Consider the following 26179-nt stretch of genomic DNA (forward strand, 5'->3'; position numbering starts at 1 on the left):
CACCGGTTCATGGATCGGGACGCGACTTGCGCGGAACTGGTGCTAAGCGGCGCGACGCAAATAGCGCGACGCCCCGAGGTCTTGCGCGTCGATCTCGGCCGCGCGCCCCGAGAAGAGGTCGGCCAGGAGCTTCCCCGAGCCGCAGCTCATCGTCCAGCCCAGCGTCCCGTGGCCGGTGTTGAGGAAGAGGCCGCCCACTTTGGTCGGGCCGATGATCGGCGTTCCGTCCGGCGTCATCGGGCGAAGGCCCGACCAGAAGCTCGCGGCCTTGAGGTCGCCGCCGGGAAAGAGGTCGGTCACGGAATGCTCGAGCGTCTGCCGCCGCTTGTCCGGCCGGTCGTTCGTGAAGCCGGAGATCTCGGCCATGCCGCCGACGCGGATGCGGTCGCCGAGGCGGGTGATGGCGATCTTGTAGGTCTCGTCCATCACGGTCGATTCCGGCGCGCGCGACGGATCGACGATCGGGATCGTCAGCGAGTAGCCCTTCACCGGGTAGACGGGAACGTCGATGCCGAGCGGGCCGACGAGCTTGGGCGTGTAGGAGCCCATCGCCGCGACCACCGCGTCGGCGCGAACGTGCCCCGTGTCGAGCCGCACGCCCACGGCGCGCCCCTTCTCGACCTCGATGCTCTCGATCGTCCGGCCCCACTGGAACGTCACGCCGCTGCTGGCGCAGAGCTCCGCGAGGGCGTTGGCGAACTTGAAGCAATCGCCCGTCTCGTCCTGCGGCGTCTGGAGGCCGCCGACGAACTTGTCACGGGCATTCGCGAGAGCCGGCTCCGCGCGGATGCAGGCGTCGCGATCGAGGATCTCGTAGGGAATGCCGTCGGCCGCCAGCGCCTTCACGTCCTTGGCCGAAGCGTCGAGCTGCGCCTCAGTGCGGAAGAGCTGGAGCGTGCCCTTCATCCGCTGATCGTAGACGATGTTGGTCTCGCGCCGCAGCTCCGCGAGGCAGAGGCGGCTGTAGTCGGACAGGCGCAGCATCCGGCTCTTGTTGCGTGCATAGGCCTCGCTCGTGCAGTTGGCGAGCATCTTCGCCAGCCAGGACAGCATGGCTGGGTCGAGCTTCGGCCGCAGGATCAGCGGCGCGTGCTCCATCATCAGCCACTTGATGGCCTTTCTCGGAATGCCGGGCGCGGCCCAGGGCGAGCAGTAGCCGAACGACACCTCGCCGGCATTGGCGAAGCTCGTCTCAAGCGCCGGGCCGGCCTGCCGGTCGACCACCACGACCTCGTGGCCCGCCCGCGAAAGGTACCAGGCGGAGGTGACGCCGATGATGCCGGCTCCGAGAACGACGACCTTCATGAACGAACTCCGGACGTGTCAGCAAAGATAGCGCCGCTCGTAGCGGTGCCCGAGCGAGGTGAGGATCTCGTAGGAGATGGTGCCGGCGGCTTCCGCCACCGCGTCGAGCGACTGGCTCGGCCCGATCAGCTCGATGAGGTCGCCGCCTTTGAGGGCGCCCGCCGGAAGTGCTGACGCGTCGAGGATGAGCGAGTCCATCGAAACGCGCCCGACGACCGGCAGCCGCCGTCCTGCGACGAAGCCGGCAAGGCGGTTGCTGAGCGCGCGCGGCCAGCCGTCGGCATAGCCGAGGCCGAGCGTCGCGAGGCGCATCGGGCCGTCCGCGACGCGGGTGAAGCCATAGCCGATGCCCGCGCCCGCCGGCACCTCGCGCGTCTGGATGACGCGTCCGTCGAGGCGGACCACGGGCCGCATCGGGTTCGCCGCGCCGCCCGTCGGCGCGCCGCCGTAGAGCGCGACGCCGGGGCGCGCGAGGTCGAAGCGGAAGTCGGGTCCGAGAAACAGGCCGGCCGAATTGGCGAGCGAGCGCCGCGCGGCGGGGAGCTTGGCTTCCATCGCGCGGAAAGCGGCGAGCTGGGCGGCATTGGCGGGATGATCGGGATCGTCGGCGCAGGCGAGGTGGCTCATCACCAGCACCGTCTCGACGCCGGCGAGACGCGACGGGTCGCGGACGAGGCTCTCGACCTCGTCCGCGGCGAGCCCGAGGCGCGACATGCCGGAATCCACCTGGATCGCCGCCGGCAGTCGCCCGCCGCGGCGCCGCCCCTCGGCGCCCCAGGCGCGGACCTGATCCAGCGCGTTGAGGACGGGGCGGACCCGAGCGTCGGCGCAGAGGCGCTCGTCGCCGGGCGCGAGGCCGTTGAGGACGAAGATCTCGGCGTCGGCCGGCAGGACGGGCCGCAGGGCGAGCGCTTCGCCGAGATGGGCGACGAAGAAGGTGCGGCAGCCCTCGTCCCAGAGCGCCGGCGCGACCCGCTCCGCCCCGAGGCCGTAGGCATTCGCCTTGACGACGCCCGCCACCGCCGCGCCGCCGACGCGCTGGCGCAGCAGCCGGTAGTTCGCCCGGAGCGCCGAAAGATCGATCGTCAGGACGCCGCCAGCCGCGGCGCCGGACGCGTCCGCGCGGGGTGCCGAGGCTCCGCCGCCGATGCGCGGGCCGGATGCGGGAACTGCCTTCGCGAGAGCCGACATCGCCTGTCTCCCATGGATGGGGCACAGGGGCATGATGATCGAAAAATCCTCGAATGTTCGTTCCTTCTGTCGAAGATTATGCGATCTTGAGCGGAAAAATCGCACGATCTTCGAAGGACACGCATCATCATGCCCGAGCTCGATCGGCTCGACCGCCGCATCGTCCAGGCGCTGCGCCGCGACGGGCGCATGAGCAACGTCGCGTTGGCCAAGGAGGTCGGCCTCTCGCCCTCCGCCTGTTTGCGGCGGGTTCAGATCCTGGAGCAGCAGGGAACGATCCGCGGCTACACCGCCATCGTCGCCGCGCCCGGCGAGCGAGAGCGTCACGTCGTGATCGTGCGCATCAGCGTGGAGCGCCAGACCGAAGACGTCCTGAACCGCTTCGAGGCGGAGGTGCTGAAGCACCCGGAGATCCGCGAGTGCTACCTGATGACGGGCGAGGAGGACTACCTCCTGCGCCTGGAGGCCGACGGCGCCGGCGACTACGAGCGCATCCACAAGGAAGTGCTTTCGCGCCTTCCGGGCGTGTCCCGCATCAATTCCAGCTTCGCCATCCGCTCGGTGCTGTGAAGCGGCGCAGGGTTGCGTCCTCGGCCACGGGCGGGCAACACAGGAGATCAAGCGCGTTCGGTTTGGGAGGATCGGTCATGCGGGCGAGTCGAACGATTCCGTGGGAGCGTTCATGCAGTTCGACCTGACGGACGAGCAGCGCGAGATCCAGGAGCTGGCGCGGCGCTTCACGGCGGACCGCATCACGCCGTTCGCCGCGGACTGGGACGAGCGCTCCATCTTTCCGCGCGATACGATCCGCGCGGCGGCCGAGCTCGGCTTCGGCGCGATCTACGTGTCGGAGGAGGGCTGGGGAATCGCGCTCGGCCGGCTCGAATCCGCCCTGATCATGGAAGCCATGGCCTATGGCTGCCCCTCCACGGCGGCCTTCATCTCCATCCACAACATGGCCGCCTGGATGCTCGACCGCTTCGGGCCGCCGGAGCTGAAGGCGGCGCACCTTACCGCCCTCGTCACGATGGAGCGCATGGCGTCCTACTGCCTGACCGAGGCCTCCTCCGGCTCGGACGCGGCGGCGCTGAAGACCAGGGCGGTTCGCGACGGTGACACCTACGTCGTCACCGGTTCCAAGCAGTTCATTTCCGGCGCCGGCGAGAACGAGGTCTACCTCGTGATGGTGCGCACCGGCGGCGAGGGGCCGGGCGGCATCTCCTGCCTCCTGATCGAGAAGGACATGCCGGGCGTGTCCTTCGGCGCGCAGGAGAAGAAGCTCGGCTGGCATTCGCAGCCGACCGCCGCGCTGATCCTCGACGGCGTGCGCGTGCCGGTCGGAAACCGGCTGGGCACGGAGGGCGAGGGGTTCAAGATCGCCATGGCCGGGCTCGACGGCGGACGCGTCAACATCGGCGCCTGCTCGCTCGGCGGGGCGCAGCGCTGCCTGGACGAAGCGGTGCGCTACACGCGGGATCGCAAGCAGTTCGGCCGCGCCGTCGCGGAGTTCCAGAACACGCAGTTCGCCCTCGCCGACATGGAGACCGAGCTCCAGGCCGCGCGCCAACTCCTCTACGCGGCGGCGGAGAAGGTGACGGCGGATGCGCCTGACAAGACGCGCTTCGCCGCCATGGCCAAGCGCCTCGCGACCGACACCGGCTCCAAGGTCGCCGACGCCGCCCTCCAGCTCCACGGCGGCTACGGCTACCTCAGGGATTATCCGATCGAGCGCTTCTGGCGCGATCTGCGCGTCCATTCCATCCTGGAAGGAACGAACCAGGTGATGCGCATGATCGTCGGGCGCGAGCTGACGCGGGATTGAAGGGATAGGCATGACAGATGAGGTGATCGTCGCCGTCGAGGGCCGGGCCGGCCGGCTGCGGCTGAACCGGCCGAAGGCGATCCATGCCCTGAACCGGCCGATGTGCGCGAGCATGCTGGACGCGCTCGACGCCTTCGGGACGGACGGACGCGTCGAGGTCGTCATGATCGACCATGCCGAGGGCCGCGGCTTCTGCGCCGGCGGCGACATCCGCGCGGCGGCCGAATCGGGCAAGACCGGCGGGGCGGAGGCGAAGGCCTTCTTCTTCACCGAGTACCAGCTCAACCACCGGCTCTTCACCTACGAAAAGCCCGTCGTCGCCTTCATGGACGGCATCACCATGGGCGGGGGCGTCGGCCTGTCGCTGCCGGCGCGCTTGCGCGTCGCGACGGAGAACACGCGCTTCGCCATGCCCGAAACCGGCATCGGCCTGTTCCCCGACGTCGGCGGCGGCTGGTACCTGTCGCGTCTTCCCGGCCGCACGGGGCAGTTCCTGGCGCTGACCGGACACCGGCTGAACGGCGCGGAATGTGTGGCACTCGGCCTCGCGACCCACCTCCTGCCGGCTGCACGCCTCGACGAGGCCAAGCGCCGGATCGCCGATGCGCCGGACGACCGAGCCGCGATCCTCGACGACCTGTCGGAGCCGGCCGGCGAGGCGCCGATCCTCGCGCATGCCGAGGCCATCGACCGGCTGTTCGCATCCGACGATCTCGACGAGGTTCTCGCCGCGCTCGACGCCGACGGCGGCGATTTCGCGCGCGCCCAGCGCGCCGTCCTCGCCACCAAGTCGCCGCAGACCATGAAGGTCGCGTTGCGCCTCCTGAAGGAGGGCGGCGGCATGACCGACTTCGCCGACGAGATGGCGCAGGAATACGCCGTCGCCTGTCGGATCGTCGTCAAGCACGACTTCATCGAGGGCGTGCGCGCCGTCATCGTCGACAAGGACAACGCGCCGCGCTGGAGCCCGGCGCCGGACGCGGCCGGGATCGACGCGATCTTCGCGCCGCTGCCGGAAGCGCAGGCCTGGACACCCCACGAAGGAGCCCGCCCATGAGCTACGAGACGCTGCTCGTCGAGACCCGCGGCACGGTGACGCTCGTCACGCTGAATCGGCCGGACGCGCTGAACGCGCTGAATTCCCAGGTCCTGGCCGATCTCGTCGCGGCCTTCGCGGCCTTCGATGCCGATCCGTCGCAGGGCTGCGCCGTGCTCACCGGCTCGGCCAAGGCCTTCGCGGCGGGCGCCGACATCAAGGAGATGCAGGCGATGGACTTCGCCGGCATGTACGGCGGCGACCATTTCGCCGGCTATCTGCGCTTCACCGCGACGAGGAAGCCGGTGATCGCGGCCGTGTCGGGCTTCGCGCTCGGCGGCGGCTGCGAGCTCGCCATGATGTGCGACATCATCATCGCCGCGGACAACGCCAAGTTCGGCCAGCCCGAGATCAAGCTCGGCGTCGCGCCCGGCATGGGCGGCACGCAGCGGCTGACACGCGCGGTCGGCAAGGCCAAGGCCATGGAGCTCTGCCTGACCGGCCGGCTGATGGATGCGGCCGAGGCCGAGCGCTCGGGCCTTGTCGCCCGCGTCGTGCCGGCGGACAACCTCCTGGCGGAAGCGATCAAGGCCGCAGAGACCATCGCCGGCATGGCGCCGATCGCGGTCAAGGCGGTGAAGGAGATGGTCAACTCGGCCTACGAGACGACGCTGACCCAGGGCATCCAGTTCGAGCGCCGTCTCTTCGCCGGCCTGTTCGGCACCGCCGACCAGACCGAGGGCATGGCCGCCTTCGTGGAGAAGCGGCCGGCGAACTGGACGGGACGCTGAAGAAGGGAATGGATATGGCGCGCATCGCCTTTATCGGGCTCGGCAACATGGGCGGCGGCATGGCCGCCAACCTCGCGAAGGCCAGGCATTCCGTCGTCGCCTTCGACCTGTCGGAGGCGGCGCTGGAGCGCGCAGAGGCCGCGGGCTGCGAGCGGGCCACGAACGCGCGGGAGGCCTGCGCCGAGGCCGCGGCCGTCGTCACCATGCTGCCCGCCGGCCGCAACGTCGAGGCGGTCTACACCGCCGAGGTCTTCGGCGCGGCGCCCGCGAGCGCGGTCCTGATCGACTGCTCCACCATCGACGTCGCGACCGCCCGGCGCGTTTCGGCGATCGCCGAGGAGCGCGGCTACGACATGGTCGACGCGCCGGTGTCCGGCGGCATCGCAGCCGCCGCCGCGGGCACGCTGACCTTCATGGTCGGCGGCTCGGACGAAGCCTTCGCCAAGGCCGAGCCGATCCTGTCGGCCATGGGCAAGGCGGTGATCCACGCGGGCGCCGGCGGTTCGGGGCAGGCGGCGAAGATCTGCAACAACATGGTGCTCGGCGCGACCATGGTCGCGACCTGCGAGGCCTTTCTCCTGGCGAGAAAGCTCGGCCTCGATCCCCAGACCTTCTACGACATCGCCAGCCAGTCCTCCGGGCAGAGCTGGTCGCTGACGAGCTACGCGCCGCTCCCTGGCGTCGGCCCGCAGACCCCCGCCGACCGCGACTACCAAGGGGGTTTCGCGGCCGCGCTGATGCTGAAGGACCTGACGCTGGCGATGGAGGCCGGCACGCAGGCCGGCGCAGACACGCCGATGGGCCGGCGCGCCGCCGAGCTCTACGCCGCCTTCGTCGAGGACGGGCACGCGACGACGGACTTTTCCGGCATCATCCGCATGCTGGAGGCCCGCTCCGAAGGCGGCGCCTGACGCGCGGGCCGCCGAGCCGATCGGGTCGCGTCCACGGATCGCGTCCGATCGGCGGCCAAGCGGGTAGACGTCCGCGTCGTCCTCCCCAACTTGTGCCCGATGACGATCCTCGCTAGGCCGTCGGCCCGGCGGGTGATCGACCGAACCGAACTGGTGAAGACGGGGTAGTGTTCGACGCATGGCGTTGAGTCTGGAGTCGCTCGGCGGTGGGATGGGAGCCCTGATCCGCAATGCGGACTGGTCCGCGTCGCCGCTCGGATTGCCCAAAACCTGGCCGCCCCACCTTTGCACGACGCTCGACCTGATTTCGGGCGCACAGGCGGAGATCGTGGTGTTCTGGGGCGACGACTACGTCGCGCTCTACAACGAGGCCTATGCCCCGACGATCGGCGAGAAGCATCCCCGCGCCTTCGGCCGGCCGGCCCGCGAGAACTGGGCGGAGCTCTGGGACGACCTCGAGCCGCTCCTTGCCGACGTGCGCCGGACCGGCAAGACGCTGGCGGCCAAGGACCGCCCCTTCCGCATCGAGCGCCGCGGCTTCCTGGAGGACGTCTTCTTCGACATCAGCTACTCGGCGCTGCGCGGCGAGAACGGCGAGGTCGAGGGCGTCCTGTGCATCGTCACGGATACGACGGAGCGGGTGCTGGCCGCGCGCACCCTCGCCGAGAGCGAGCAGCGCTTCCGCAACATGGCCGACCACGCGCCGGTCATGATGTGGGTGACCGATCCCGACGGACGCTGCACCTACCTCAACAGCGCCTGGTATGACGCGACCGGTCAGTCGCGCGAGGAGGCCGAGGGCTTCGGCTGGCTGAAGGCCGTGCATCCCGCCGACGCCGCGGCCTCCGAGCGGGCCTTCCGGGACGCCAATGCCGGCCAGTACCCGTTTCGGGTGGAGTACCGGCTGCGCTATGCCGACGGGACCTATCGCTGGGCGATCGACGCGGCCTCGCCGCGTTTCGGTTCGGACGGCGGCTTCCTTGGCTTCATCGGCTCGGTGATCGACATCGACGAGCGGCACGCCTCGGAGGAGCGCCTGCGCGCCAGCGAGGCGAACTTCCAGGCCATCGCCAACTCGATCGACCAGATGGTCTGGGCGACGCAGCCGGACGGCTTCCACGACTACTACAACGAGCGCTGGTACGAATTCACCGGCGTTCCGCGCGGCACCACGGACGGCGAGGGTTGGAACGACATGTTCCATCCCGAGGATCGCGAGCGCGCCTGGGCTCGCTGGCGCGAGAGCCTTGCCACCGGCGAGCCCTACCGCATCGAGTACCGCCTCCGGCACCGATCGGGCGAGTATCGCTGGGTGCTCGGCCGCGCCCAGGCGGTGCGCGACGACGAGGGGCGGATCATCCGCTGGTTCGGCACCTGCACCGACGTCCACGAGATCAAGCTCGCGGAGGCGCGGCGCGACTTCCTTTTGGCCCTCAGCGCCCGGATGCTCGCCGAGCGCGATCCGTCGACCGTATCGCTGGCGGTCGCCGAGATGCTCGGCCACCATCTCGGCGTCGGGCGGTTGGGCTTCGGCGAGATCGACGTCGGCGGGCAGGTCGTGCGCGTCGAGCGCGACTGGACCGGACGACCGGGCATGGTCAGCCTCGCGGGCGAGGCGCGGATGCTGGAGGGCTTCGGACCGCGGATCATCGACGAGCTGAAGGCGGGACGCACGCTCGTCGTCGCGGACTGCTTCGAGGATCCGCGCGTCGGTCCGGAATTCGCGGAGAGCTGGAACAGCATCGGATGCCGCGCGCTCGTCGTCGTCCCGCTGCATCGCGACGGCATGCTGAACGCGATCCTCTACCTTCACGAGCCCGAGCCGCGCCGGTGGACCGAGAGCGACGTGCTTCTCGCCGAGGAGGTCGCGGAGCGCACGCGCGAGGCGGTGGAGCGCGCCCGCGTCGAGGTGATCCTGCGCGACCTCAACGCCAATCTGGAGGAGCGCATCGCCGCGCGCACGGCCGAGCTCCAGCGCGCCCAGGAGATCCTGCGCCAGGCGCAGAAGATGGAGGCGGTCGGGCAGCTCACCGGCGGCATCGCCCACGACTTCAACAACATGCTGTCCGTCATCATCGGCTCGCTCGACCTTCTCGGCCGGCGCGTCGCGGAGGACGACGCCCGCAGCCGCCGCTACGTCGACAACGCCATGGAGGGCGCGCGCCGCGCCGCGACGCTGACGCACCGGCTCCTGGCCTTCTCGCGCCAGCAGCCGCTGAGCCCGGAGCCCGTCGACGCCAACAAGCTCGTCGCCGGGATGTCGGAGCTTCTGCGCCACACGCTGAGCGGGACGATCCGGCTGGAAACCGTGCTCGGCGGCGGCCTTTGGCGCTGCAACGTCGATCCGAACCAGCTCGAGAACGTCATCGTCAACCTGGCGGTCAACGCGCGCGATGCGATGCCGAACGGCGGCCGGCTGACGATCGAGACCCAGAACGCCCATCTCGACGACCGCTACGTCGCCCGCAACGTCGGGCTCGTGCCCGGCCAGTACGTCCTCGTCGCCGTGACCGACACGGGCACGGGCATGAGCGACGAGGTCATCGAGAAGGCCTTCGACCCGTTCTTCACCACCAAGGAGATCGGCAAGGGCACCGGCCTCGGTCTCAGTCAGGTCTACGGCTTCGTGAAGCAGTCGGGCGGCCACGTGAAGATCTATTCGGAGGTCGGGCTCGGCACGACCGTCAAGATCTACCTGCCGCGCCATACCGGCGAGGAGGACGAGGCGACGGCCAGCGCGCAGCCCGCGGGAGCGGACGGCGGACTGGAGCTGATCCTCGTCGTCGAGGACGACGAGAGCGTGCGCCGCGTGACCTTGGACGCGGTTCAGGAGCTCGGCTACCGGACGCTCGAAGCGGACGGCGCGACGGAAGCGCTGCGCCTTCTCGACATGCATCCAGAGATCGCGCTGCTCTTCACGGACATCGTCATGCCGGAAATCGACGGGCGCAACCTCGCCGACGAAGCGATGCGGCGACGGCCCGGTCTCAAGGTCGTGTTCACCACCGGCTACACGCGCAACGCCGTGGTGCACAACGGCGTGCTCGACGCGGGCGTGCGTCTCCTGACCAAGCCCTTCACGCTGGACGAGCTGTCGGCCAAGCTGCGCGAGGCGCTCGACGAGGGCTGAGCGTCAGCCGCACAGCGGCAGGTCGATCGTGCAGCGCACGCCGTCCGCGGTCAGCTCGTAGGCGGTCCGGGCCTTGAGCTGATAGGGCAGGGCGCGCTCGATCAGCTCGCGGCCGTACCCGCCGCCGCGGGGCTGCGCATCGTCCGCCGGCACGTCGGGAACCCCGCTTTCGTGCCAGTCGACGCGCAGCCGCGCTTCTCCGTGGCCGTCCCACTCGACGCTCCAGCGCACGCTGAGCTGACCTTCCGGCGCGGCGAGCGCGCCGTACTTCACGGCGTTCGTCGTCAATTCGTGCAGCGCGAGCGCGAAGGTCTGCACCGTCGCCGAGCGCAGCCGCACGCCGGACGGGCCGTCGAGGGCAAGCTTGCCGATCCATTCATCGTCGAGCACGCCCCGGGCCGAAAGCTCGCTGCGCAGCAGCTCGTCGAAGGTGATCCGCTGGCCTTCGTCGAGCCTGGACAGGAGGCCGTTAACGCGGGCGAGGGCGGCGAGCCGCTCCCGAAAGAGGAGCATGAAGTCCTCGATCGAATCCAGGCCGGTGGACGTTCGCTGGGCCAGCGAGCGCACGACGCCGAGGAGGTTGCGGGTGCGGTGCTGCAGCTCGGCGATCAGCACCTGCTGGCGGTCCTGCCATTCGTGGCGTTGGGTCACGTCGCGCTGCAGGCCGATCATGCGAAACGGCGCGCCGACGTCGTCGTAGAAGAACATGCCGGTGGACGCGCACCAGGCGATGTCGCCGTCCAGCCGCCTGATGCGGAACTCGGCTTCGAAGGGTTGGTGGCCGTCGCGCGCGGCGGCCAGCATGGCCTCCACGTGGGGGCGGTCCTCCGGGTGGATCGTCGAGAACCAGAACTCCAGGCTCGGCTGGATGGTGCCGACCTCCAGCCCGTGCATCCTGAACACCTGGTCCGACCAGATTACGGTGCCGGACAGAATGTTCCAGTCCCAGGTCGCGAAATTGCCGGCCTGCAGAGCGAGCCGCAGCCGCTGTTCGCTCTGGCGCAACGCCTCCTCGGCCTCGCGCCGGGCCGTCAGGTCCGTCACGACGACGAGCAGCGTTTCGACCTCGCCGGCCGCGTCGCGCAGCGGCGTCAGGCTGCTGTGCGCCCAGACGATGCGGCCGTCCGGGCGGACGTAGCGCTTGTCGAGGCCGGTGGTCTCGCCCGTCTTCACGGTCCGCGCGACGGCCTCCATGCTCGGCTGGAGATCCGCGTGGAAGGTCACGTCCGCGACGCCGAGCCCGAGCAGCATCTCCCGCGGGCGTCCGAGGAGTCGGCAGAGCGCGTCGTTGACGATCAGGAAGCGACCGTCGAGGCCGATCCGCGTCAGCCCGACGGCGGCGCTGTCGAACAGAACCTCGTAGGAGTTGCGGGCGGCGTCCGCCGACCCCGTATCCGGCTCCGGCGCGTCCGCGCCCGGGCTGTGGCGCCGGCCCGGCATCACCGCCGCTTCATCGCGTCGGCGAGCGCCGCGCCGAAGGCGCCGCGCGCGTCGGCCGGCGGCTTCGCCTCGCGCCGCTCCGGCCGGGGCGCGGCGCCGGGGCGCGGTGCCTGCTGGGACGGCCGGCCCTCGTCCTCGGTCTTCGACTTCATGGAGAGCGAGATGCGCTTGCGCTTCGGATCGACCTCGAGGACGCGCACGCGAACGACCTGCCCCGCCTTCACAACTTCGGCCGGGTCCTTCACGAAGCGGTCGGCGAGCTGCGAGACGTGGACGAGGCCGTCCTGGTGGACGCCGATGTCGACGAAGGCGCCGAAGGCCGCGACGTTGGTCACGGTCCCTTCCAGCATCATGCCGGGCTTGAGGTCGCCGATCTCGTCGACGCCATCCGCGAAGGTCGCCGTGCGGAAGGCCGGGCGCGGGTCGCGGCCGGGCTTTTCCAGCTCGGTTAGGATGTCCTTGACCGTCGGCAGGCCGAAGCCGTCGCCGACGAAGCGGTTCGGGTCGAGGGTCTTCAGCGTCGCGCTGTCGCCCATCAGCGCCCGCACGTCCTTGGCGGCCGCCGCGACGATCTTCTTGGCCACGGGATAGGATTCGGGATGCACCGCCGACGCGTCCAGAGGCTCGGCGCCGTCGCGGATCCGGAGGAAGCCCGCGCACTGCTCGAAGGCCTTCGGCCCGAGGCGCGGCACGTCGAGGAGCTTGCGCCGCGTCTTGAAGGGACCCTGCGCGTCGCGATGCGCGACGATCGCCTCGGCGAGCGAGGGGCCGATGCCCGAGACGTGGGACAGGAGCGCGGCGGAGGCCGTGTTCACGTCGACGCCGACGGCGTTCACCGCGTCCTCGACAACCGTTTCCAGCGCCCGCGACAGCGCGCCCTGATCGACGTCGTGCTGGTACTGGCCGACGCCGATCGCCTTCGGGTCGACCTTGACGATCTCGGCGAGGGGGTCCTGCAGGCGCCGGGCGATGGACGCGGCCCCGCGCAGCGACACGTCGACGCCCGGAAGCTCGCGCGAGGCGACCTCGGACGCGGAGTACACCGAGGCACCGGCCTCGGAGACCACGACCTTCGTCGGCCTGGCGCCGGGCAGGGCGGCGATGACGCTTTCCGCCAGCTTCTCGGTTTCGCGGCTCGCCGTGCCGTTCCCGATGGCGACGAGCTCGACGGCGTGCTTCGCGATGAGCTTGGCCAGCGTCGCCGAGGCGCCGGCGACGTCGTTGCGGGGCTGGAACGGGTAGACCGTCGCGGTGTCGACGAGGCGCCCCGTCGCGTCCACGACCGCGACCTTCACGCCGGTGCGGATGCCCGGATCGAGGCCCATCGTGGCTTTCGCGCCGGCGGGAGCGGCGAGAAGGATGTCCTTGAGATTGCGCGAGAAGACGCGGATCGCCTCGGCGTCTGCGCCTTCCTTCATCGTGCCCATCAACTCGGCCGAGAGATGGCCGTGGATCTTCTGGCGCCAGGCCCACCGCGCGACGCCCATCAGCCATGCGTCGGCCGGCGAGCCGCCGGAGGTCCTCACGTTGAACTGGCGCGCGATCATCGCCTCGACGGGCTTCACCGGCGAGGGATCGTCCGCGTCGACCTCGATGTCGAGCGAGACGACGCCTTCCTTGGCCGCGCGCAGCAGCGCCAGAACGCGGTGGCTCGGCGCCGTCGCCCACTTCTCCTCGTGGTCGAAGTAGTCCGAGAACTTCGCGCCCGCCTCCTCCTTGCCCTTCACGACGCGGGCGCGGATGCGCGCCCGGGTGACGAGGTGGTTGCGGATCGCCCCGACGAGGGCGGGCGTCTCGGCCATGGTCTCGGCGACGATGTCGCGCGCCCCTTCGAGAGCCGCCTTGGCGTCCGGCACCTGGTCGTTGAGGAAGCGCGCGGCGAGCTTGGCCGGGTCGGCGGAACGGTCGGAGAGGATCGTTTCCGCGAGCGGCCCGAGACCCTTCTCCCGCGCGGCGTCGGCACGGGTACGGCGCTTGGGGCGGAACGGGAGGTAAAGGTCTTCGAGCACGGCGCGTGTCGTCGCGCCTTCGATCTGGCGGGCGAGCGCGTCGGTGAGCTTGCCCTGCTCGCGAACGGAGCGCAGCACGGTTTCGCGCCGCGACTCCAGCTCGCGCAGGTAGGCGAGGCGGGTTTCCAGCGTGCGCAGCTGCGCGTCGTCGAGCCCGCCCGTCGCTTCCTTGCGGTAGCGCGCGACGAAAGGCACCGTCGCGCCGCCGTCGAGCAGGGCCACGGCAGCCGAGACCTGTCCGGCGCCGGCGCCGATCTCGCCGGCGATGATGGTTTCGATGCTGGGGCGGGCGGCAGCGGCCATGCGGTGTGTCCTTCGTGCGTTCGGTCGATGGTTAAACCTTCGATCCGTGGCGGCGGCAAGACATCGCGGGCGCTTGACGAGTCCGTTACCGCGTCGCAGATATCCGGCACCGAACGGCCTTGCGCGGGCCGTCATCAGACGGATTCGTCAATCTATGCCCAGCCACAGTTGCAGTCGAACAATTAGGCCGTTGGCCGGCTGAGGGACGGGATCCAGCGTCTCCCGGGCGGCGGTCGTCCGGTTGCGGGAGACTTTTCGATGATCTTCAGAACGCATTCCGCGAGCCAGGCCCGCCGCTCCTCCGACGTGGGTATGATGCTCGCCCTCGCGCTCGGCGCCGTGTTCGGACCCGTCATCGCCGTCGACCTCGTCGCGTTTCTCGCGGGATGGGCGGGACAATGATCACGCTTCACACGGTGGACGGCGGACGCCTCGTTTCGGCCGGCAGCGACTGCTCGCGGCTGCCGGAGGGGCTGGTCTGGGTCGACCTGCACAACCCGACCAAGGACGAGGAGAAGGCCGTCGAGTCGATGCTCGGCATCCAGGTGCCGACGCAGCTCGAAATGGCCGAGATCGAGGAATCGTCGCGCCTCTACGAGGAGGGCGGCGCGCTCGTCATGACCGCCGTCCTGATCGAGAACGCGACGCACAAGCGGCCGGCGCGCACGCCGGTCACCTTCGTCCTGACGAAAGAGCGCCTGATCACCGTGCGCTACGCCGATCCCATGCCCTTCCGCGCCTTCGAGGCCAAGCGGCACAAGGCGCCCGAGAGCTACACGACGGCGACGCTCCTCTTCATCGCGCTCCTCGACAGCATCGTTGAGCGCATCGCCGATCTCATCGAGGTCGCCGAAACGGCGGTGGGAGACGTCTCGACCCGGATCTTCTACGACGAGGAGGTCAAGCCGAACGCCGAGGAGCGCAGCGCGAACCTGCGCAACCTCCTCATCCTTCTCGGCCGCAAGAACCGCATGCTGGCGATCCTGCGCGAGAGCCTCCTCAGCCTCAACCGGCTGATCCTCTTCGTGCGCGCCGGCGCGAGCTTCATCAAGGACGGCGCCAACGGCAAGCTGAAGGCGGTGGAGCGCGACATCCGCTCGCTGGCGGAGTACGAGGCCCGGGTCGAGGCGGAAATCGCCTATCTCCAGGATTCGACCCTCGGCCTCATCAACATCGAGCAGAACACCATCATCAAGGTGTTCTCGATCGCCGCCGTCCTGTTCCTGCCGCCGACCCTCGTCGGCACGATCTACGGGATGAACTTCGAGCATATGCCGGAGCTCTCCTGGCGCGTCGGCTACCCGCTGGCGCTCGTGATGATGATCGTCTCGGCGATCATTCCGTTCTGGTGGTTCAAGCGGAAGGGCTGGCTCTGAGCCGACCGGCTGCGGAAGGTCGGGCGGGGCCGTCACCCGGAACCGGCCAAGCCCCCCTTCGTTGAAACGCGAAGAGGGCCGGCAACCTCCGGCCGCAACGGGAGACAGCCGCCATGGCACAGCAGCAGACCGACGCCCAGAAGGAAACCGTCGCGCGCGTCATGCACGAATTCAAGCACGGCGAACTGCGGGTCCGAGGCACCGGCGCCAAGGTGACGGACCGCAGCCAGGCCGTCGCCATTGCCCTACGCGAAGCCGGGGCGACGAACCAGGAAGACCCGGAGACGAACCGCGAGACCCTGCGCAAGACCAAGTCGAAGGAAGCGCGCGGGAAAACAGCGCAGGCCGAAGCCGAAGGCAAGGGCGCGCAGAAGCGCACGATGGACGCGGCAACGAAGCGCCGAACGGCAAGCGACAGCCAGGGCCGGACCAAGCAGGCGCTCTACGCCGAGGCCCGCAAGCGCGACATTCCCGGCCGCTCGTCCATGACGAAGTCCGAGCTGGAGCGCGCGCTCGCCAAGTGAGCCGTCACTCCGCGGACGCGCCGGCGGACAAGGGCAGGTCGATGGTGCAGCTGACGCCGTCCGGCGTCAGCTGGTAGGTCGTCCGTGCGCCCAACTGGTAGGGCAGCGCCCGCTCGATCAGCTCGCGCCCGTAGCCGCCGCCGCGCGGCGGAGCGTCCGGCGCGGGCATGTCGGGAACGTCCATTTCCGTCCACTCGACCCGCAGTCGCCGCGCCCCGTCGTCGTCCTTGTAGGTCGCCCAGGCGACGGTGAGCCGACCGGCGGGTGCGGCGAGGGCGCCGTACTTCACCGCGTTGGTCGCCAGCTCGTGGATGGCGAGGGCGAAGGTCTGAACCGTCGCGGAGCGCAGCCGCACCCCGGCCGTCCCCAGAAGAACCACGCGTCCGTCCTGCTCGTCGGGATCGACGCCGAGGGCGCCCAGTTCGGTGCGCACCAGCGTGTCGAAGGTCAGCCGCTCGTGCTGGTCCAGCCGCGACAGGAGACTGTTGACGCGCGAAAGGGCGCCGAGGCGGGCGCGGTAGCTCGGCAGGAAGACGCTCAGCGACGTCGTATTCCCGGCCATCCGGTCGGCCATGGCGCGCACGACCCCGAGAATGTTGCGCGTGCGGTGCTGCAGCTCCGCGACGAGGACGATTTGGCGGTCGGCGAGTTCGCGCTCCTCGGTGATGTCGCGGCTGATGCTGCCGATGCCGGCGATCGTCCCGTTCGAGCCGGGCACGGGAAAGTCGGTGTTGCGCACCCAGCGGATCTCGCCATCCGACGAGCGCCGGATGCGGTAGTCGAGACTGACGCGCTCGCCCTTGCGAACCCGCCGGATGGCCTTCAGCGCGGTGCGACGGTCCTCGGGCAGGATCATCTTCAGCCAGTTGCGCACGTCGTTGCCCGCGAGCGCCACCTCGCGCGGCACGCCGTAGATCCGCTCGAACGCCGGCGTCAGGTAGCTCCAGCGAAGCGTTTGGGCATCCCGGATCCAGAGGACGTCCGAGGACGCCTCGCCGAAGCGCCGCAGCCGCTCTTCGCTCTGCGCCAGGGCCTCCGCCATGCGCTTGCTCAGGAGGGCCTGGAGGATCGCGGGGGCGAGCGCTTCGGCCGCTTTGCGCTCGTCCTCGCCGTAGCCGCCCTCGCGGTTGCCGAGCCCGACCATGCCGATGGTCTGCCCGTCATGGACGAGGGGCACGCCGAGGAAGCTCCGCAGCGGCGGGTGCCCGGCGGGCGTGCCGATGCGATCGGGATGGGTCGCCGGGTCGTTCGCGATCAGGCTCCGGCCCTCGACCAGGACCCGACCGTAGATGCCGTGGATCTTCAGGCCGACGGGCGCCTTACGATACGGAAACCTCGGATCGTCCATGGCGAAGGCCTGCCAGCCTCGATCGCTGATCGACAGCTCGTCGAAGCGGTTCGTCGCGAAGTTGACCTCGCCCATGAAGCTGAAGCCGCTCTCCGTCACGTCCTCTGCGACGGCGAGGCACAGGCGGCCGAGCTCCTCGGCCGTGCTGGCGCCCAGAGCCTCGCGGAAGATGCGGGCGATCCCTTCGAGGACGGCGTTCTTCCGCCGCAGGCGCCTTTCCATCTGCAGCTGGCCGGTGACGTTCGCCCCGACGCCGACGAGCCGGGGCGACGCGCCGTCGGCCATTCGCGACGGCGTTCCGCGCGCCTCTATCCAGATCGGCGACCCGTCCTCCGGATGGATGATGGGAGCGGTTTCGCGGAAGTCCGATCGCCCGCCGATCGCCGCGAGGGCCGCCAGCCTGTGCCGCTCCTGCTCGTCGGACGCAACGTCCGCCGGGATGCGCCGCATGATGTCCCAGGCGTCCCGGTGATCGGGCAGCTCGCGGGTTTCGGCGAGGTCGTCGGAAAACTCCATCCGCCCCGTCGCCGCGTCGACGCTCCAGAGATAGAGCCCCGCCGACTTCATCGCCAACCGCAACTGCCGCTCGGAGCGCCGCAGGGCTTGCATGGCCCGGGCCCGGTCCGCGGCATCCCAGGTCTGCTCGGCCGCGTCCCGGACGAGCCGGATCTCGTCGTCCGACCAGCGGCGAGGCGTCCGCGACGCCGTCGCCATGCAGGCGACGAGCCTTCCGCTGTCGAGAACGGGCAGCGCGAGAAGGGCGCGGATCGATCGCGCGGCCAGTCCCTGCCGCTCCTCGTCAAAGAGAAGCGAAGCGACCTCGACATCGGAGAGGGCGATCGGGCGTCCCGCCGCCAGCGCCTGGAGGATCGAAGGGCAGAGGGCGACGACGTTTGAAGCGGAAGGGCCTGATCCGCCTGATCGCAGATGATCCGCTTCGAAGAGGGCGGCCGTGTCCGATCCTGCGAGGCGCAGGTAGAAGCAGCGGTCCGCGTCGAGCCGCTCGCCGAGAAGGCGGGCGGCCTCGGCCTGGATCGCTTCCGGATCGGCAAGCGGCCGAAGGCGGTGGGACAGCGCGAGAAGAAAGCTGTCGCGGGTCAATTCCGCCGGTGCCTCCCCGTCGATCGCACCGAGGCGCTTGGCCGCCCGCGGGCCCGTCGTCTCCGCCAGCGCGACGAGCACGCCGGCGATCCCGTTTCCCTCCCCGCGGATCGGGCTGTAGCTCAGCCTGAACCGGTGGTCCGCCCGATCGCCGCCGCATGCGGGCGGAAAGGGCGCGTCCTCGCAGATGACGGTTTCCCCGCCGCGAACGCGCTCGAAGATCGGCGCATCGCGCCGCCACGCGTCCGGCCACCACGCGGCGATGGGCTCTCCCAGGCCCGCGGCGGGCCGCAGGCCCATGAGATCGCGGTAGCCGTCATTGTAGATCTGAACGAGGTCGCGTCCGAGAAGCGCGAGCATGGGGACGCCGCACGACAGCACGAGGTCGACCGCCGCTTTGACGCTCGGCGACCAGGCATCGGACGCGCCGAGCGCCGTCGCGGACCAGTCGCGGCATCTCACCCATCCCGCCATCTCGCTGGTGCCGTCGGGCCAACTCGTCGGCTCGTTCGGTTCGACCTGGATCATGCGCACGTTCCGCTATCCTCACGCGTCCACCATAGGTCAGGCGGGGGGTGGAGTTGCAATCTTCGGTAACATAGCTGGCCGTTGATGCATGCGGGAGACGCCGCGCCCCCCGAAATTTCGCGGTCGGTATTGCTTACCCGGCCGGCTAACGAGGCATGGCCCGCCTGCCGATGCGACCTAGCTCCCGACCGTGTTTGACGAGGAGCGATGCGATGAACGGGACCGAGAGCGAAACGCGTACCGCGACGGATGCCGAGCTTGGGCTTCTCGATCGGTACTGGCGGGCGGCCAACTACCTGTCCGTCGGCCAGATCTACCTCATGGACAACCCGCTCCTGCGCGAGCCGCTGCGGGCCGAGCACGTGAAGCCGCGGCTCCTCGGCCACTGGGGTACGACGCCGGGCCTCAACTTCGTCTACGCCCACCTCAACCGCGTGATCGCCGCGCGCGACGTATCGGTGCTCTACGTCTGCGGTCCCGGCCATGGCGGGCCGGGCATGGTCGCCAACACCTGGCTGGAGGGGACCTACAGCGAGATCTATCCCAAGGTCTCGGAAGACACGGCGGGCATGGCCCGATTGTTCCGCCAGTTCTCCTTTCCCGGCGGCATCCCCAGCCACGTGGCGCCGGAAACGCCGGGCTCCATCCACGAGGGCGGCGAGCTCGGCTACGCGCTCGTCCACGCCTTCGGCGCCGCCTTCGACGCGCCGGACCTCGTGGTCGCCTGCGTCGTCGGCGATGGCGAGGCCGAAACGGGGCCGCTGGCAGCCTCCTGGCATTCCAACAAGTTCCTGAACCCCGCGACCGACGGGGCTGTCCTGCCGATCCTCCACCTCAACGGTTACAAGATCGCCAACCCGACGATCCTGGCGCGCCTGGACGACGACGAACTGCGCCAGCTCTTCACCGGCTACGGCTACGAGCCGGTCTTCGTTGAGGGCGAGGAGCCGATGCCGATGCACCGCGCGATGTCGCAGGCGCTTGATCGCTGCTTCGACCGCATCGCCGCGATCCAGGCCGCGGCGCGCAGCGGCGGAGTTGACGAGCGGCCGCGCTGGCCGATGATCGTCCTTCGCAGCCCCAAGGGCTGGACCGGCCCGAAGGAGGTCGACGGCAAGAAGGTCGAAGGCTTCTGGCGCGCCCATCAGGTGCCCGTCTCGGCGGCGCGCCAGGACGAGGGCCACCGCGCCATCCTGGAGCGCTGGATGCGCTCCTACGAGCCCGACGACCTCTTCGACGCGAACGGCCGCCTGAAGCCGGAACTCGCGGCCCTGGCGCCCAAGGGCGAGCGGCGCATGGGCGCCAATCCGCGCGCGAACGGCGGCCTTCTGAAGACGGACCTTCGCCGTCCGGACCCGGCCGAGTTCGCCCTCGACGTCGGCACGCCGGGCGGCACCATCGGCGAGGCGACGAGCGTTCTCGGCCGCTATCTGGCGCGGGTCATGACGCTGAACGAGGAGACCCGCAACTTCCGCGTCTTCGGACCCGACGAGACCGCATCCAACCGCCTGTCCGCGCTGTTCGAGACGACCGACCGGACCTGGATGGAGCCGCGGCTGCCCTATGACGACCACCTGGCACCGGACGGCCGGGTGATGGAGGTGCTCAGCGAGCACCTCTGCCAGGGCTGGCTGGAGGGCTACCTCCTGACCGGCCGGCACGGCTTCTTCTCCTGCTACGAGGCCTTCATCCACATCGTGGATTCGATGTTCAACCAGCATTCCAAATGGCTGAAGGTCACGCGCCACCTGCCTTGGCGGGCGCCGATCGCCTCGCTGAACTACCTCCTGACCTCTCACGTCTGGCGGCAGGACCATAACGGCTTCAGCCACCAGGACCCCGGCTTCGTCGACCACATCGCCAACAAGAAGAGCGACATCGTCCGCGTCTATTTTCCGCCGGACGCCAACACGCTGCTCTGGGTCGCCGACCACTGCCTGGGCACCTGGAACCGGGTGAACGTCATCGTCGCGGGCAAGCAGCCGGCGCCGCAATGGTTGAGCTACGAGGCCGCGCGCCGCCACTGCGAGGCGGGCGCGGGGATCTGGCGCTGGGCCGGCGCCAACGACGTCGAGGTGGGCGAGCCCGACCTCGTGATCGCCTGTGCCGGCGACGTTCCGACCCTGGAGGCGCTCGCGGCCGTCGACCTCCTGCGGCAGTCGCTGCCGAGCCTGCGCATCCGCGTCGTCAACGTCGTCGACCTGATGGCGCTGCAGTCGCCGGACCAGCACCCGCACGGCCTGACCGACGAGCGCTTCGACGCGCTGTTCACGCGCGACCGGCCGGTGGTCTTCGCCTATCACGGCTATCCCGCGCTCGTTCACCGCCTGACCTACAAGCGCGCCAACCACCGCAACATCCACGTGCGCGGATACATGGAGGAGGGCACGACGACGACACCCTTCGACATGGTCGTACTGAACGGGCTCGACCGGTTCAGCCTCGGGATCCTGGCGGTCGAGCGGCTGGGCGGGCTCGGCGAGGCGGGCGAGGCGGCGAAGTCACGCTTCGAGGCCAAGCTCGCCGAGCACAAGCGCTACATCGTCGAGCACGGCGAGGACATGCCGGAGATTTCCGGCTGGAGCTGGCCCTACGGCACGGCCGCCGAAGCGGGCGATTGAGGCATGAGCGACGCCGTCCTCGCGCTGAACGCCGGTTCCTCCTCGATCAAGTTCGCGCTCTACGCCCGCGCCGGCGACGACCTCGTCCTCGCGCGGCGCGGCGAGGTCGAGGACGTGGGCGGCGACGGCCGCTTCCGGGCGCGCGATGCCGACGGCACCGCGCTCGCCGACGAGGACTGGGGCGGGGCGGGCGAAGAGGCGCCCGCGCGGCTTCTGGACTGGATCGAGGACCATCTTGGGGCGGAACGGCTCGCGGCGGTCGGCCATCGCATCGTCCACGGCGGCGACGACTTCTGCGCGCCGGTGCGGCTCGACGAGCGCACGGTCGCGCGCCTCGAAGCGCTGACGCCGCTGGCGCCGCTGCACCAGCCGCGCAGCCTTTCGGCGGCGAAGGCGCTCGCGCGCGAGCGGCCGGACCTCGTCCAGGTCGGCTGCTTCGACACGGCCTTCCACGCGACGATCCCGCCCGCGTCCCGGCGCTTCGCCATTCCCCGCCGTTTCGAGGCGGAGGGCGTGCGCCGCTTCGGCTTCCACGGCCTGTCCTACACCCACGTCGCCGAGCGCCTGCCCGCGCTGATGCCCGGACGGCGTCGGGTCGTGGCGGCGCATCTCGGCAGCGGCGCGAGCCTCGGCGCGCTCCTGGACGGGCGGAGCGTCGACACGACCATGGGCTTCTCGGCGCTGGACGGGCTCGTCATGGCGACGCGCTGCGGGGCGCTCGATCCGGGCGTGATCCTGTTCCTCCTGAAGGAGAAGGGCCTCGGTGCCGAGGAGATCGAGCGGCTCCTCTACAAGGAGTCCGGTCTCAAGGGCGTGTCCGGCCTGTCTTCGGACATCCGCGATCTCCAGGCGAGCAATGACAAGGCCGCCAAGGAGGCGGTGGAGCTGTTCGTCCTGCGGGCGGCCAAGGAGATCGCGGCGATGGCCGCGAGCCTCCAGGGCCTTGACGGGCTCGTCTTCACGGGCGGCATCGGGGAGCATCAGCCGGCCGTTCGTGCGATGATCGGCGCATGCCTCCGCTGGCTCGGCGTCGAGCTCGACGAGGCGGCCAATGCTGCGGCGACCGGCGGCGAGGCGACCATCGCAGCCCCCGGCTCGCGCGTTGCCGCCGTGGTGCTGCCGGCGGACGAGGAGGGCGTCATCGCACGCCAGACGCTTCGGGTCGTCGCGGGCTGACCCCGCTTCAATGGGCGCCGGACGGCGCGCCGCCGCCGAGCTTGACGTTGCGCAGGATCAGCGCCAGCGGGATGGCGCAGGCCGAGATGATCATCAGGACAAAGAAGACGTCGATATAGGCGCCGTAGCCCGCCTGCTCCTGCACCGTGCGGCCGATCACGGCGAGGGCCTGCGCCCGCGCGTCGGCCGTCGAGCCCACGCCGCGCGACAGGAAGTAGCTCGTCAGCTCGGACAGGCGCTGCTGGAACGCGACGTCGGAGGGGATCAGGTTCTCCACCAGCCGGCTCTGGTGAAACTGCTCGCGGTGGGCGAGCGTGTTGGTCGCGACGCAGACGCCGATCGAGCCGCCGACGTTGCGCGCCACGTTGATGAGCGCCGAGGCCTGGTCGGTCTTGTCCGGCGGGATGCCGTCATAGGAGGCCGTGGTGATCGGGATGAAGATCAGCGGCAGCCCGATGCCGATATAGACGCGCGACCAGGCGAAGAAGCCGAAGTCGAGCCCGGCATAGATGCGCGTGAGGTCCCACATGGCGCAGGCGATGATCGCCGCGCCCAAAGCGATCAGGTATTTGGGCTGCACGAAGCCGGTCAGGCGGCCGACGACGAACATCATGCACATCGTCACGAAGCCGCCGGGCGACAAGGCGAGCCCGGCCCAGGTTGCGGTGTAGCCGTAGTATTCCTGCAGGAGCTGGGGCATGAACTGCGTCGTCGCGATGAGGATCGCGCCCGTCGCCATCATCACCAGGAAGCACGAGCCGAACTGCCGGGTCAGCACCATGCGGATGTCGACCACCGGATTGCCGTGCCGCAGCTCCCACGGGATCATCGCGGCGAACAGCGTCACGCAGATCACCGTCGCGACGATGATGAAGGGGGAGCCGAACCAGTCCTCGATCTGGCCGCGGTCGAGGATCAGTTCGAGCGAGCCGAGGAAACCCGCGACGAGCAGGAAGCCGACGATGTCGAAGCGGACCTTGCGCCGCTTCAGGTCCTCGCGCAGCCGCTGCGCCTCCTTCGAATCCTGCACGAGGTACCAGACCAGCGCGAAGGCGATGAGGCCGACCGGCCCGTTGATCAGGAAGCACCAGTGCCAGGAGTAATTGTCGGAAAGCCAGCCGCCGAGCGTCGGCCCGACCACCGGCGCGACGACCACCGCGACGCCGAAAAGCGCGAAAGCCTGACCGCGCTTTTCCGGCGGAAAGGAGTCGGCGAGGATCGACTGCGAGATCGGCACCATGCCGCCGCCCGCAAAGCCCTGGAGGACCCGGAAGAACAGCAGGGACTCGATGTTCCAGGCGAAGCCGCAGAGCACCGATGAGGCGGTGAAGAGTGCGAGGCAGACGAGGTAGAAGCGCTTCCGCCCGAAGCGCTTGGCGATGAAGCTCGATGCCGTGAGAACGATGGCGTTGGCGACGAGATAGGTCGTCACCACCCAGGACGCTTCGTCGGCCGACACCGCGAGGCCGCCGGAGATGTAGCGGAGCGCGACGTTGGCGATCGTCGTGTCCAGGACCTCCATGAAGGTCGCGATCGAGACGACCACCGCGACGATCCAGGGATTGGTCGCGCGGGGGCGGCTCGCGCTGCCGGCGGCGGCCGCGGCGGTCCCTGCCACGGCGGCTCAGTCCTTCGGCCGGACGGTGACGGTCGGCACGACCGACATGCCGGGGCCGACCGACACGCCCTCCGGCCAACTGTCGACGACGATCTTCACCGGCACGCGCTGGACGACCTTCACGTAGTTGCCGGTCGCGTTCTCGGCCGGCAGCAGCGAGAAGGCAGTGCCCGAACCCGGCTGGATGGAGTCGACCCGGCCGCGGATCGCCGCCTCGGGATAAGCGTCGATGTGGATTTCCGCCGGCTGTCCCGGCCGCATGTCGGCGATCTGCGTTTCCTTGAAGTTGGCGGTGACCCACTTCTGGTCCGGCACGAACATCGCGAGCGCCTGTCCGGTCTGGGCGTAGCCGCCGACCGCGCCCGTCACCTGGACGAGGCGCCCGGCCTGCGGCGCCGTCACGGTGGTGTAGTCGAGGTTCAGTTGCGCCTGTTCCTGTGCGGCCTGCGCTCGTTGCAGGTCGGCGAGCGCGCTCGCCTTCTGGGCCTGAAGCGAGCCGATCTGCTTCTGCGTCGACACGACGGCGGCGCGCGCCTTGGCGGCGGTCGCGCGCTGCTGGTCGAGGTTCGACGTCGCCTGCTGGGCCGTCTGGACGGTGCCGGTGCCTTCCTGGGCGAGCTTCTGGTAGCGGGCCGCGTCCTCTTCGGCGAAGCGGAGGCTCGCCTCGGCCTGAGCGACGGCCGCCTGCGCCTCGGCGACCTGCGCCTCCTGAGCGGCGATCTGCGCGTCGGCGCTGCCGATCGCGGCCTTCGCGGACTCGACCTGCGCCACGGCCTGGTCGAGGGCCGCCTGATAGGTGCGCGGGTCGATCCGGAACAGGACGTCGCCGGGCCGGACGTGCTGGTTGTCGGCGACGTTCGCCTCGATCACCGAACCCGCCACCTGCGGCGCCACCGGGAAGCTCCGGGCGTCGACGAAGGCGTCGTCGGTGCTCTCATAGGGCTCCAGCGCCACCGACCAGTAGAACCAGCCGCCGACCCCGAGCGCGACGATCGCCACGATCGCGAGCAGCACCCAGATTGGATGCCGGCGCAGCAGCGACGCCTTCTTGCGGGGTGCTTCGGTGTGCGGATCCTCGTGCCGCGCTTCGTCGTCGCGGCCCTCACCGTCGCGGGCTCGTGCGGTCGCTTCGGAGTGGCTCGCGCCCCCCGGCCCATTGTCTGGCTTGTCCAGCATGACGCTGCCTGTGATGATGGTCGGAGCCGAAGCCGGTTCCGTCGCATCGCAGTCAATTCGCGGACACGGCGCTGGTTCCGTGCGATGCAGCAATCTCCACGTGCTCGGCGAGCATGTCGATCGAAGGACGAAGCTTGAGCGCGGGACAAGGGATGGGGAGCGGCGGGGCGACGATCGGCCTCGTTCTCGCGGGCGGCTTGTCGCGCCGCATGGGCGGCGGCGACAAGCCGCTGCGCCTCGTCGGCGGCGAGACCATTCTCGACCGTGTCGTGGCGCGCCTGGTGCCGCAATGCGACGGTCTCGTTCTCAACGCCAACGGCGATCCCGCGCGCTTCGCCGCGCTCGGCCTGCCCGTGGTGTCCGATCCGCTGCCGGATCATCCGGGACCGCTCGCGGGCATCCTGGCCGGGCTCGACTGGGCTGCGGAGCATCGGCCGGACGCGGCGCTTCTCGCGAGCGTCGCGGGCGACGGCCCCTTTCTGCCGCCGGATCTCGTCGAGCGCCTGCGCGCGGCGCGAAGCGCGGCGGGCGCGACGATCGCCGTCGCCGCCTCCGGCGGGCGTGACCATCCGGTGATCGCGCTCTGGCCCGTCGCGCTGCGCGGCGCCTTGCGCGAGGCGCTCGTCGGGGAGGGGCTGCGCAAGGTCGGTGCCTTCGTGGGCCGCTTTCCCGTCGCCCGCGCCGAATGGCCGACCGATCCGGTCGACCCGTTCTTCAACGCCAACACCCCGGACGACCTCGCCGAAGCGGAGCGGCTGGCGCGGCTCTGAGCC

19 protein-coding genes are annotated in these 26179 nt (G+C 70.1%); 12 read left to right on the plus strand and 7 right to left on the minus strand.

Translation table 11 applies throughout. The features are described from left to right. Nucleotides 1-42 precede the first annotated feature (42 nt). Complete coding sequence (locus tag FZN60_RS17250) at nucleotides 43-1305, minus strand: D-amino acid dehydrogenase (protein WP_158874732.1); 1263 nt, start codon at nucleotides 1303-1305, stop codon at nucleotides 43-45. Between the two features lie 18 nt (nucleotides 1306-1323). Next, nucleotides 1324-2496, minus strand: coding sequence for an alanine racemase (alr, locus tag FZN60_RS17255; RefSeq protein WP_158874733.1), 1173 nt, complete (start codon nucleotides 2494-2496; stop codon nucleotides 1324-1326). 129 nt (nucleotides 2497-2625) lie between these two features. Here alr and FZN60_RS17260 point away from each other — a divergent pair, with 129 nt between their 5' ends. From FZN60_RS17260 to FZN60_RS17285, 6 genes are all read left to right on the plus strand, one after another. Further along, complete coding sequence (locus tag FZN60_RS17260; RefSeq protein ID WP_158874734.1) at nucleotides 2626-3066, plus strand: Lrp/AsnC family transcriptional regulator; 441 nt, start codon at nucleotides 2626-2628, stop codon at nucleotides 3064-3066. A 112-nt stretch (nucleotides 3067-3178) separates the two neighbouring features. Further along, nucleotides 3179-4318, plus strand: coding sequence for an acyl-CoA dehydrogenase family protein (locus FZN60_RS17265; RefSeq protein WP_158874735.1), 1140 nt, complete (start codon nucleotides 3179-3181; stop codon nucleotides 4316-4318). Between the two features lie 10 nt (nucleotides 4319-4328). After that, nucleotides 4329-5375 (plus strand): enoyl-CoA hydratase/isomerase family protein, encoded by a 1047-nt coding sequence (locus FZN60_RS17270; protein WP_158874736.1) that lies wholly within the window; start codon nucleotides 4329-4331, stop codon nucleotides 5373-5375. Further along, nucleotides 5372-6145, plus strand: a complete 774-nt coding sequence (locus FZN60_RS17275) for an enoyl-CoA hydratase (protein ID WP_158874737.1) — start codon at nucleotides 5372-5374, stop codon at nucleotides 6143-6145. The genes FZN60_RS17270 and FZN60_RS17275 overlap by 4 nt, the downstream gene beginning before the upstream one ends. A 14-nt stretch (nucleotides 6146-6159) precedes the next feature. Continuing rightward, nucleotides 6160-7056: a 3-hydroxyisobutyrate dehydrogenase gene (gene mmsB, locus FZN60_RS17280; protein ID WP_246726908.1), complete on the plus strand. Its 897-nt coding sequence runs from the start codon at nucleotides 6160-6162 to the stop codon at nucleotides 7054-7056. 211 nt (nucleotides 7057-7267) lie between these two features. Beyond that, the gene (locus FZN60_RS17285; protein ID WP_158874739.1) at nucleotides 7268-10186 is read left to right on the plus strand and encodes a PAS domain S-box protein; all 2919 of its coding nucleotides are present in this window, start codon (nucleotides 7268-7270) and stop codon (nucleotides 10184-10186) included. A gap of 3 nt (nucleotides 10187-10189) precedes the next feature. Here FZN60_RS17285 and FZN60_RS17290 read toward each other — a convergent pair whose 3' ends face one another. Both FZN60_RS17290 and FZN60_RS17295 read right to left on the minus strand, forming a co-directional pair. Beyond that, a complete protein-coding gene (locus FZN60_RS17290; protein WP_158874740.1) occupies nucleotides 10190-11626 on the minus strand; it encodes a sensor histidine kinase in 1437 nt (478 codons plus the stop codon). After that, nucleotides 11626-13938, minus strand: a complete 2313-nt coding sequence (locus FZN60_RS17295) for a Tex family protein (protein ID WP_158874741.1) — start codon at nucleotides 13936-13938, stop codon at nucleotides 11626-11628. The genes FZN60_RS17290 and FZN60_RS17295 overlap by 1 nt, the downstream gene beginning before the upstream one ends. Before the next feature lie 258 nt (nucleotides 13939-14196). Here FZN60_RS17295 and FZN60_RS17300 point away from each other — a divergent pair, with 258 nt between their 5' ends. From FZN60_RS17300 to FZN60_RS17310, 3 genes are all read left to right on the plus strand, one after another. Beyond that, a complete protein-coding gene (locus FZN60_RS17300; RefSeq protein ID WP_158874742.1) occupies nucleotides 14197-14340 on the plus strand; it encodes a hypothetical protein in 144 nt (47 codons plus the stop codon). After that, nucleotides 14337-15314 carry a magnesium transporter CorA family protein gene (locus tag FZN60_RS17305; protein WP_158874743.1) on the plus strand — a complete coding sequence of 326 codons (978 nt, stop codon included), beginning with the start codon at nucleotides 14337-14339 and terminating at the stop codon, nucleotides 15312-15314. The genes FZN60_RS17300 and FZN60_RS17305 overlap by 4 nt, the downstream gene beginning before the upstream one ends. Before the next feature lie 113 nt (nucleotides 15315-15427). Then, on the plus strand, nucleotides 15428-15838 hold the full coding sequence (locus FZN60_RS17310) for a DUF6496 domain-containing protein (RefSeq protein WP_158874744.1): 411 nt from the start codon (nucleotides 15428-15430) through the stop codon (nucleotides 15836-15838). Nucleotides 15839-15842: 4 nt separating this feature from the next. Here FZN60_RS17310 and FZN60_RS17315 read toward each other — a convergent pair whose 3' ends face one another. Beyond that, nucleotides 15843-18815 carry a GAF domain-containing protein gene (locus tag FZN60_RS17315; RefSeq protein ID WP_158874745.1) on the minus strand — a complete coding sequence of 991 codons (2973 nt, stop codon included), beginning with the start codon at nucleotides 18813-18815 and terminating at the stop codon, nucleotides 15843-15845. A 212-nt stretch (nucleotides 18816-19027) separates the two neighbouring features. On the opposite strand from FZN60_RS17315, the gene FZN60_RS17320 reads away from it, so the two are divergent. Next, a complete protein-coding gene (locus tag FZN60_RS17320) occupies nucleotides 19028-21436 on the plus strand; it encodes a phosphoketolase family protein (RefSeq protein ID WP_158874746.1) in 2409 nt (802 codons plus the stop codon). A gap of 3 nt (nucleotides 21437-21439) precedes the next feature. Continuing rightward, nucleotides 21440-22612: an acetate/propionate family kinase gene (locus FZN60_RS17325; protein WP_158874747.1), complete on the plus strand. Its 1173-nt coding sequence runs from the start codon at nucleotides 21440-21442 to the stop codon at nucleotides 22610-22612. A 7-nt stretch (nucleotides 22613-22619) separates the two neighbouring features. On the opposite strand, the gene FZN60_RS17330 is transcribed toward FZN60_RS17325, so the two are convergent. Next, nucleotides 22620-24230 (minus strand): DHA2 family efflux MFS transporter permease subunit, encoded by a 1611-nt coding sequence (locus FZN60_RS17330; protein ID WP_158874748.1) that lies wholly within the window; start codon nucleotides 24228-24230, stop codon nucleotides 22620-22622. 6 nt (nucleotides 24231-24236) lie between these two features. Next, nucleotides 24237-25406, minus strand: a complete 1170-nt coding sequence (locus tag FZN60_RS17335; RefSeq protein ID WP_158874749.1) for an HlyD family secretion protein — start codon at nucleotides 25404-25406, stop codon at nucleotides 24237-24239. 152 nt (nucleotides 25407-25558) lie between these two features. Between FZN60_RS17335 and mobA the strand changes: the two genes are divergently transcribed. Beyond that, nucleotides 25559-26176 (plus strand): molybdenum cofactor guanylyltransferase MobA, encoded by a 618-nt coding sequence (gene mobA, locus FZN60_RS17340; RefSeq protein WP_158874781.1) that lies wholly within the window; start codon nucleotides 25559-25561, stop codon nucleotides 26174-26176. The last annotated feature ends 3 nt before the right edge of the window (nucleotides 26177-26179 follow it).

Origin of the sequence: Antarcticirhabdus aurantiaca (assembly GCF_009765365.1) — a bacterium.
Lineage (GTDB): Bacteria > Pseudomonadota > Alphaproteobacteria > Rhizobiales > Rhizobiaceae > Antarcticirhabdus > Antarcticirhabdus aurantiaca.

Bases quoted from the DNA above. Each gene is read 5' to 3' on its own strand.
- FZN60_RS17250 (WP_158874732.1), bottom strand. From the start codon at position 1,305: ATGAAGGTCGTCGTTCTCGGAGCCGGCATCATCGGCGTCACCTCCGCC.
- alr (WP_158874733.1), bottom strand. From the start codon at position 2,496: ATGTCGGCTCTCGCGAAGGCAGTTCCCGCATCCGGCCCGCGCATCGGC.
- FZN60_RS17260 (WP_158874734.1), top strand. From the start codon at position 2,626: ATGCCCGAGCTCGATCGGCTCGACCGCCGCATCGTCCAGGCGCTGCGC.
- FZN60_RS17265 (WP_158874735.1), top strand. From the start codon at position 3,179: ATGCAGTTCGACCTGACGGACGAGCAGCGCGAGATCCAGGAGCTGGCG.
- FZN60_RS17270 (WP_158874736.1), top strand. From the start codon at position 4,329: ATGACAGATGAGGTGATCGTCGCCGTCGAGGGCCGGGCCGGCCGGCTG.
- FZN60_RS17275 (WP_158874737.1), top strand. From the start codon at position 5,372: ATGAGCTACGAGACGCTGCTCGTCGAGACCCGCGGCACGGTGACGCTC.
- mmsB (WP_246726908.1), top strand. From the start codon at position 6,160: ATGGCGCGCATCGCCTTTATCGGGCTCGGCAACATGGGCGGCGGCATG.
- FZN60_RS17285 (WP_158874739.1), top strand. From the start codon at position 7,268: ATGGGAGCCCTGATCCGCAATGCGGACTGGTCCGCGTCGCCGCTCGGA.
- FZN60_RS17290 (WP_158874740.1), bottom strand. From the start codon at position 11,626: ATGCCGGGCCGGCGCCACAGCCCGGGCGCGGACGCGCCGGAGCCGGAT.
- FZN60_RS17295 (WP_158874741.1), bottom strand. From the start codon at position 13,938: ATGGCCGCTGCCGCCCGCCCCAGCATCGAAACCATCATCGCCGGCGAG.
- FZN60_RS17300 (WP_158874742.1), top strand. From the start codon at position 14,197: ATGATCTTCAGAACGCATTCCGCGAGCCAGGCCCGCCGCTCCTCCGAC.
- FZN60_RS17305 (WP_158874743.1), top strand. From the start codon at position 14,337: ATGATCACGCTTCACACGGTGGACGGCGGACGCCTCGTTTCGGCCGGC.
- FZN60_RS17310 (WP_158874744.1), top strand. From the start codon at position 15,428: ATGGCACAGCAGCAGACCGACGCCCAGAAGGAAACCGTCGCGCGCGTC.
- FZN60_RS17315 (WP_158874745.1), bottom strand. From the start codon at position 18,815: ATGATCCAGGTCGAACCGAACGAGCCGACGAGTTGGCCCGACGGCACC.
- FZN60_RS17320 (WP_158874746.1), top strand. From the start codon at position 19,028: ATGAACGGGACCGAGAGCGAAACGCGTACCGCGACGGATGCCGAGCTT.
- FZN60_RS17325 (WP_158874747.1), top strand. From the start codon at position 21,440: ATGAGCGACGCCGTCCTCGCGCTGAACGCCGGTTCCTCCTCGATCAAG.
- FZN60_RS17335 (WP_158874749.1), bottom strand. From the start codon at position 25,406: ATGCTGGACAAGCCAGACAATGGGCCGGGGGGCGCGAGCCACTCCGAA.
- mobA (WP_158874781.1), top strand. From the start codon at position 25,559: ATGGGGAGCGGCGGGGCGACGATCGGCCTCGTTCTCGCGGGCGGCTTG.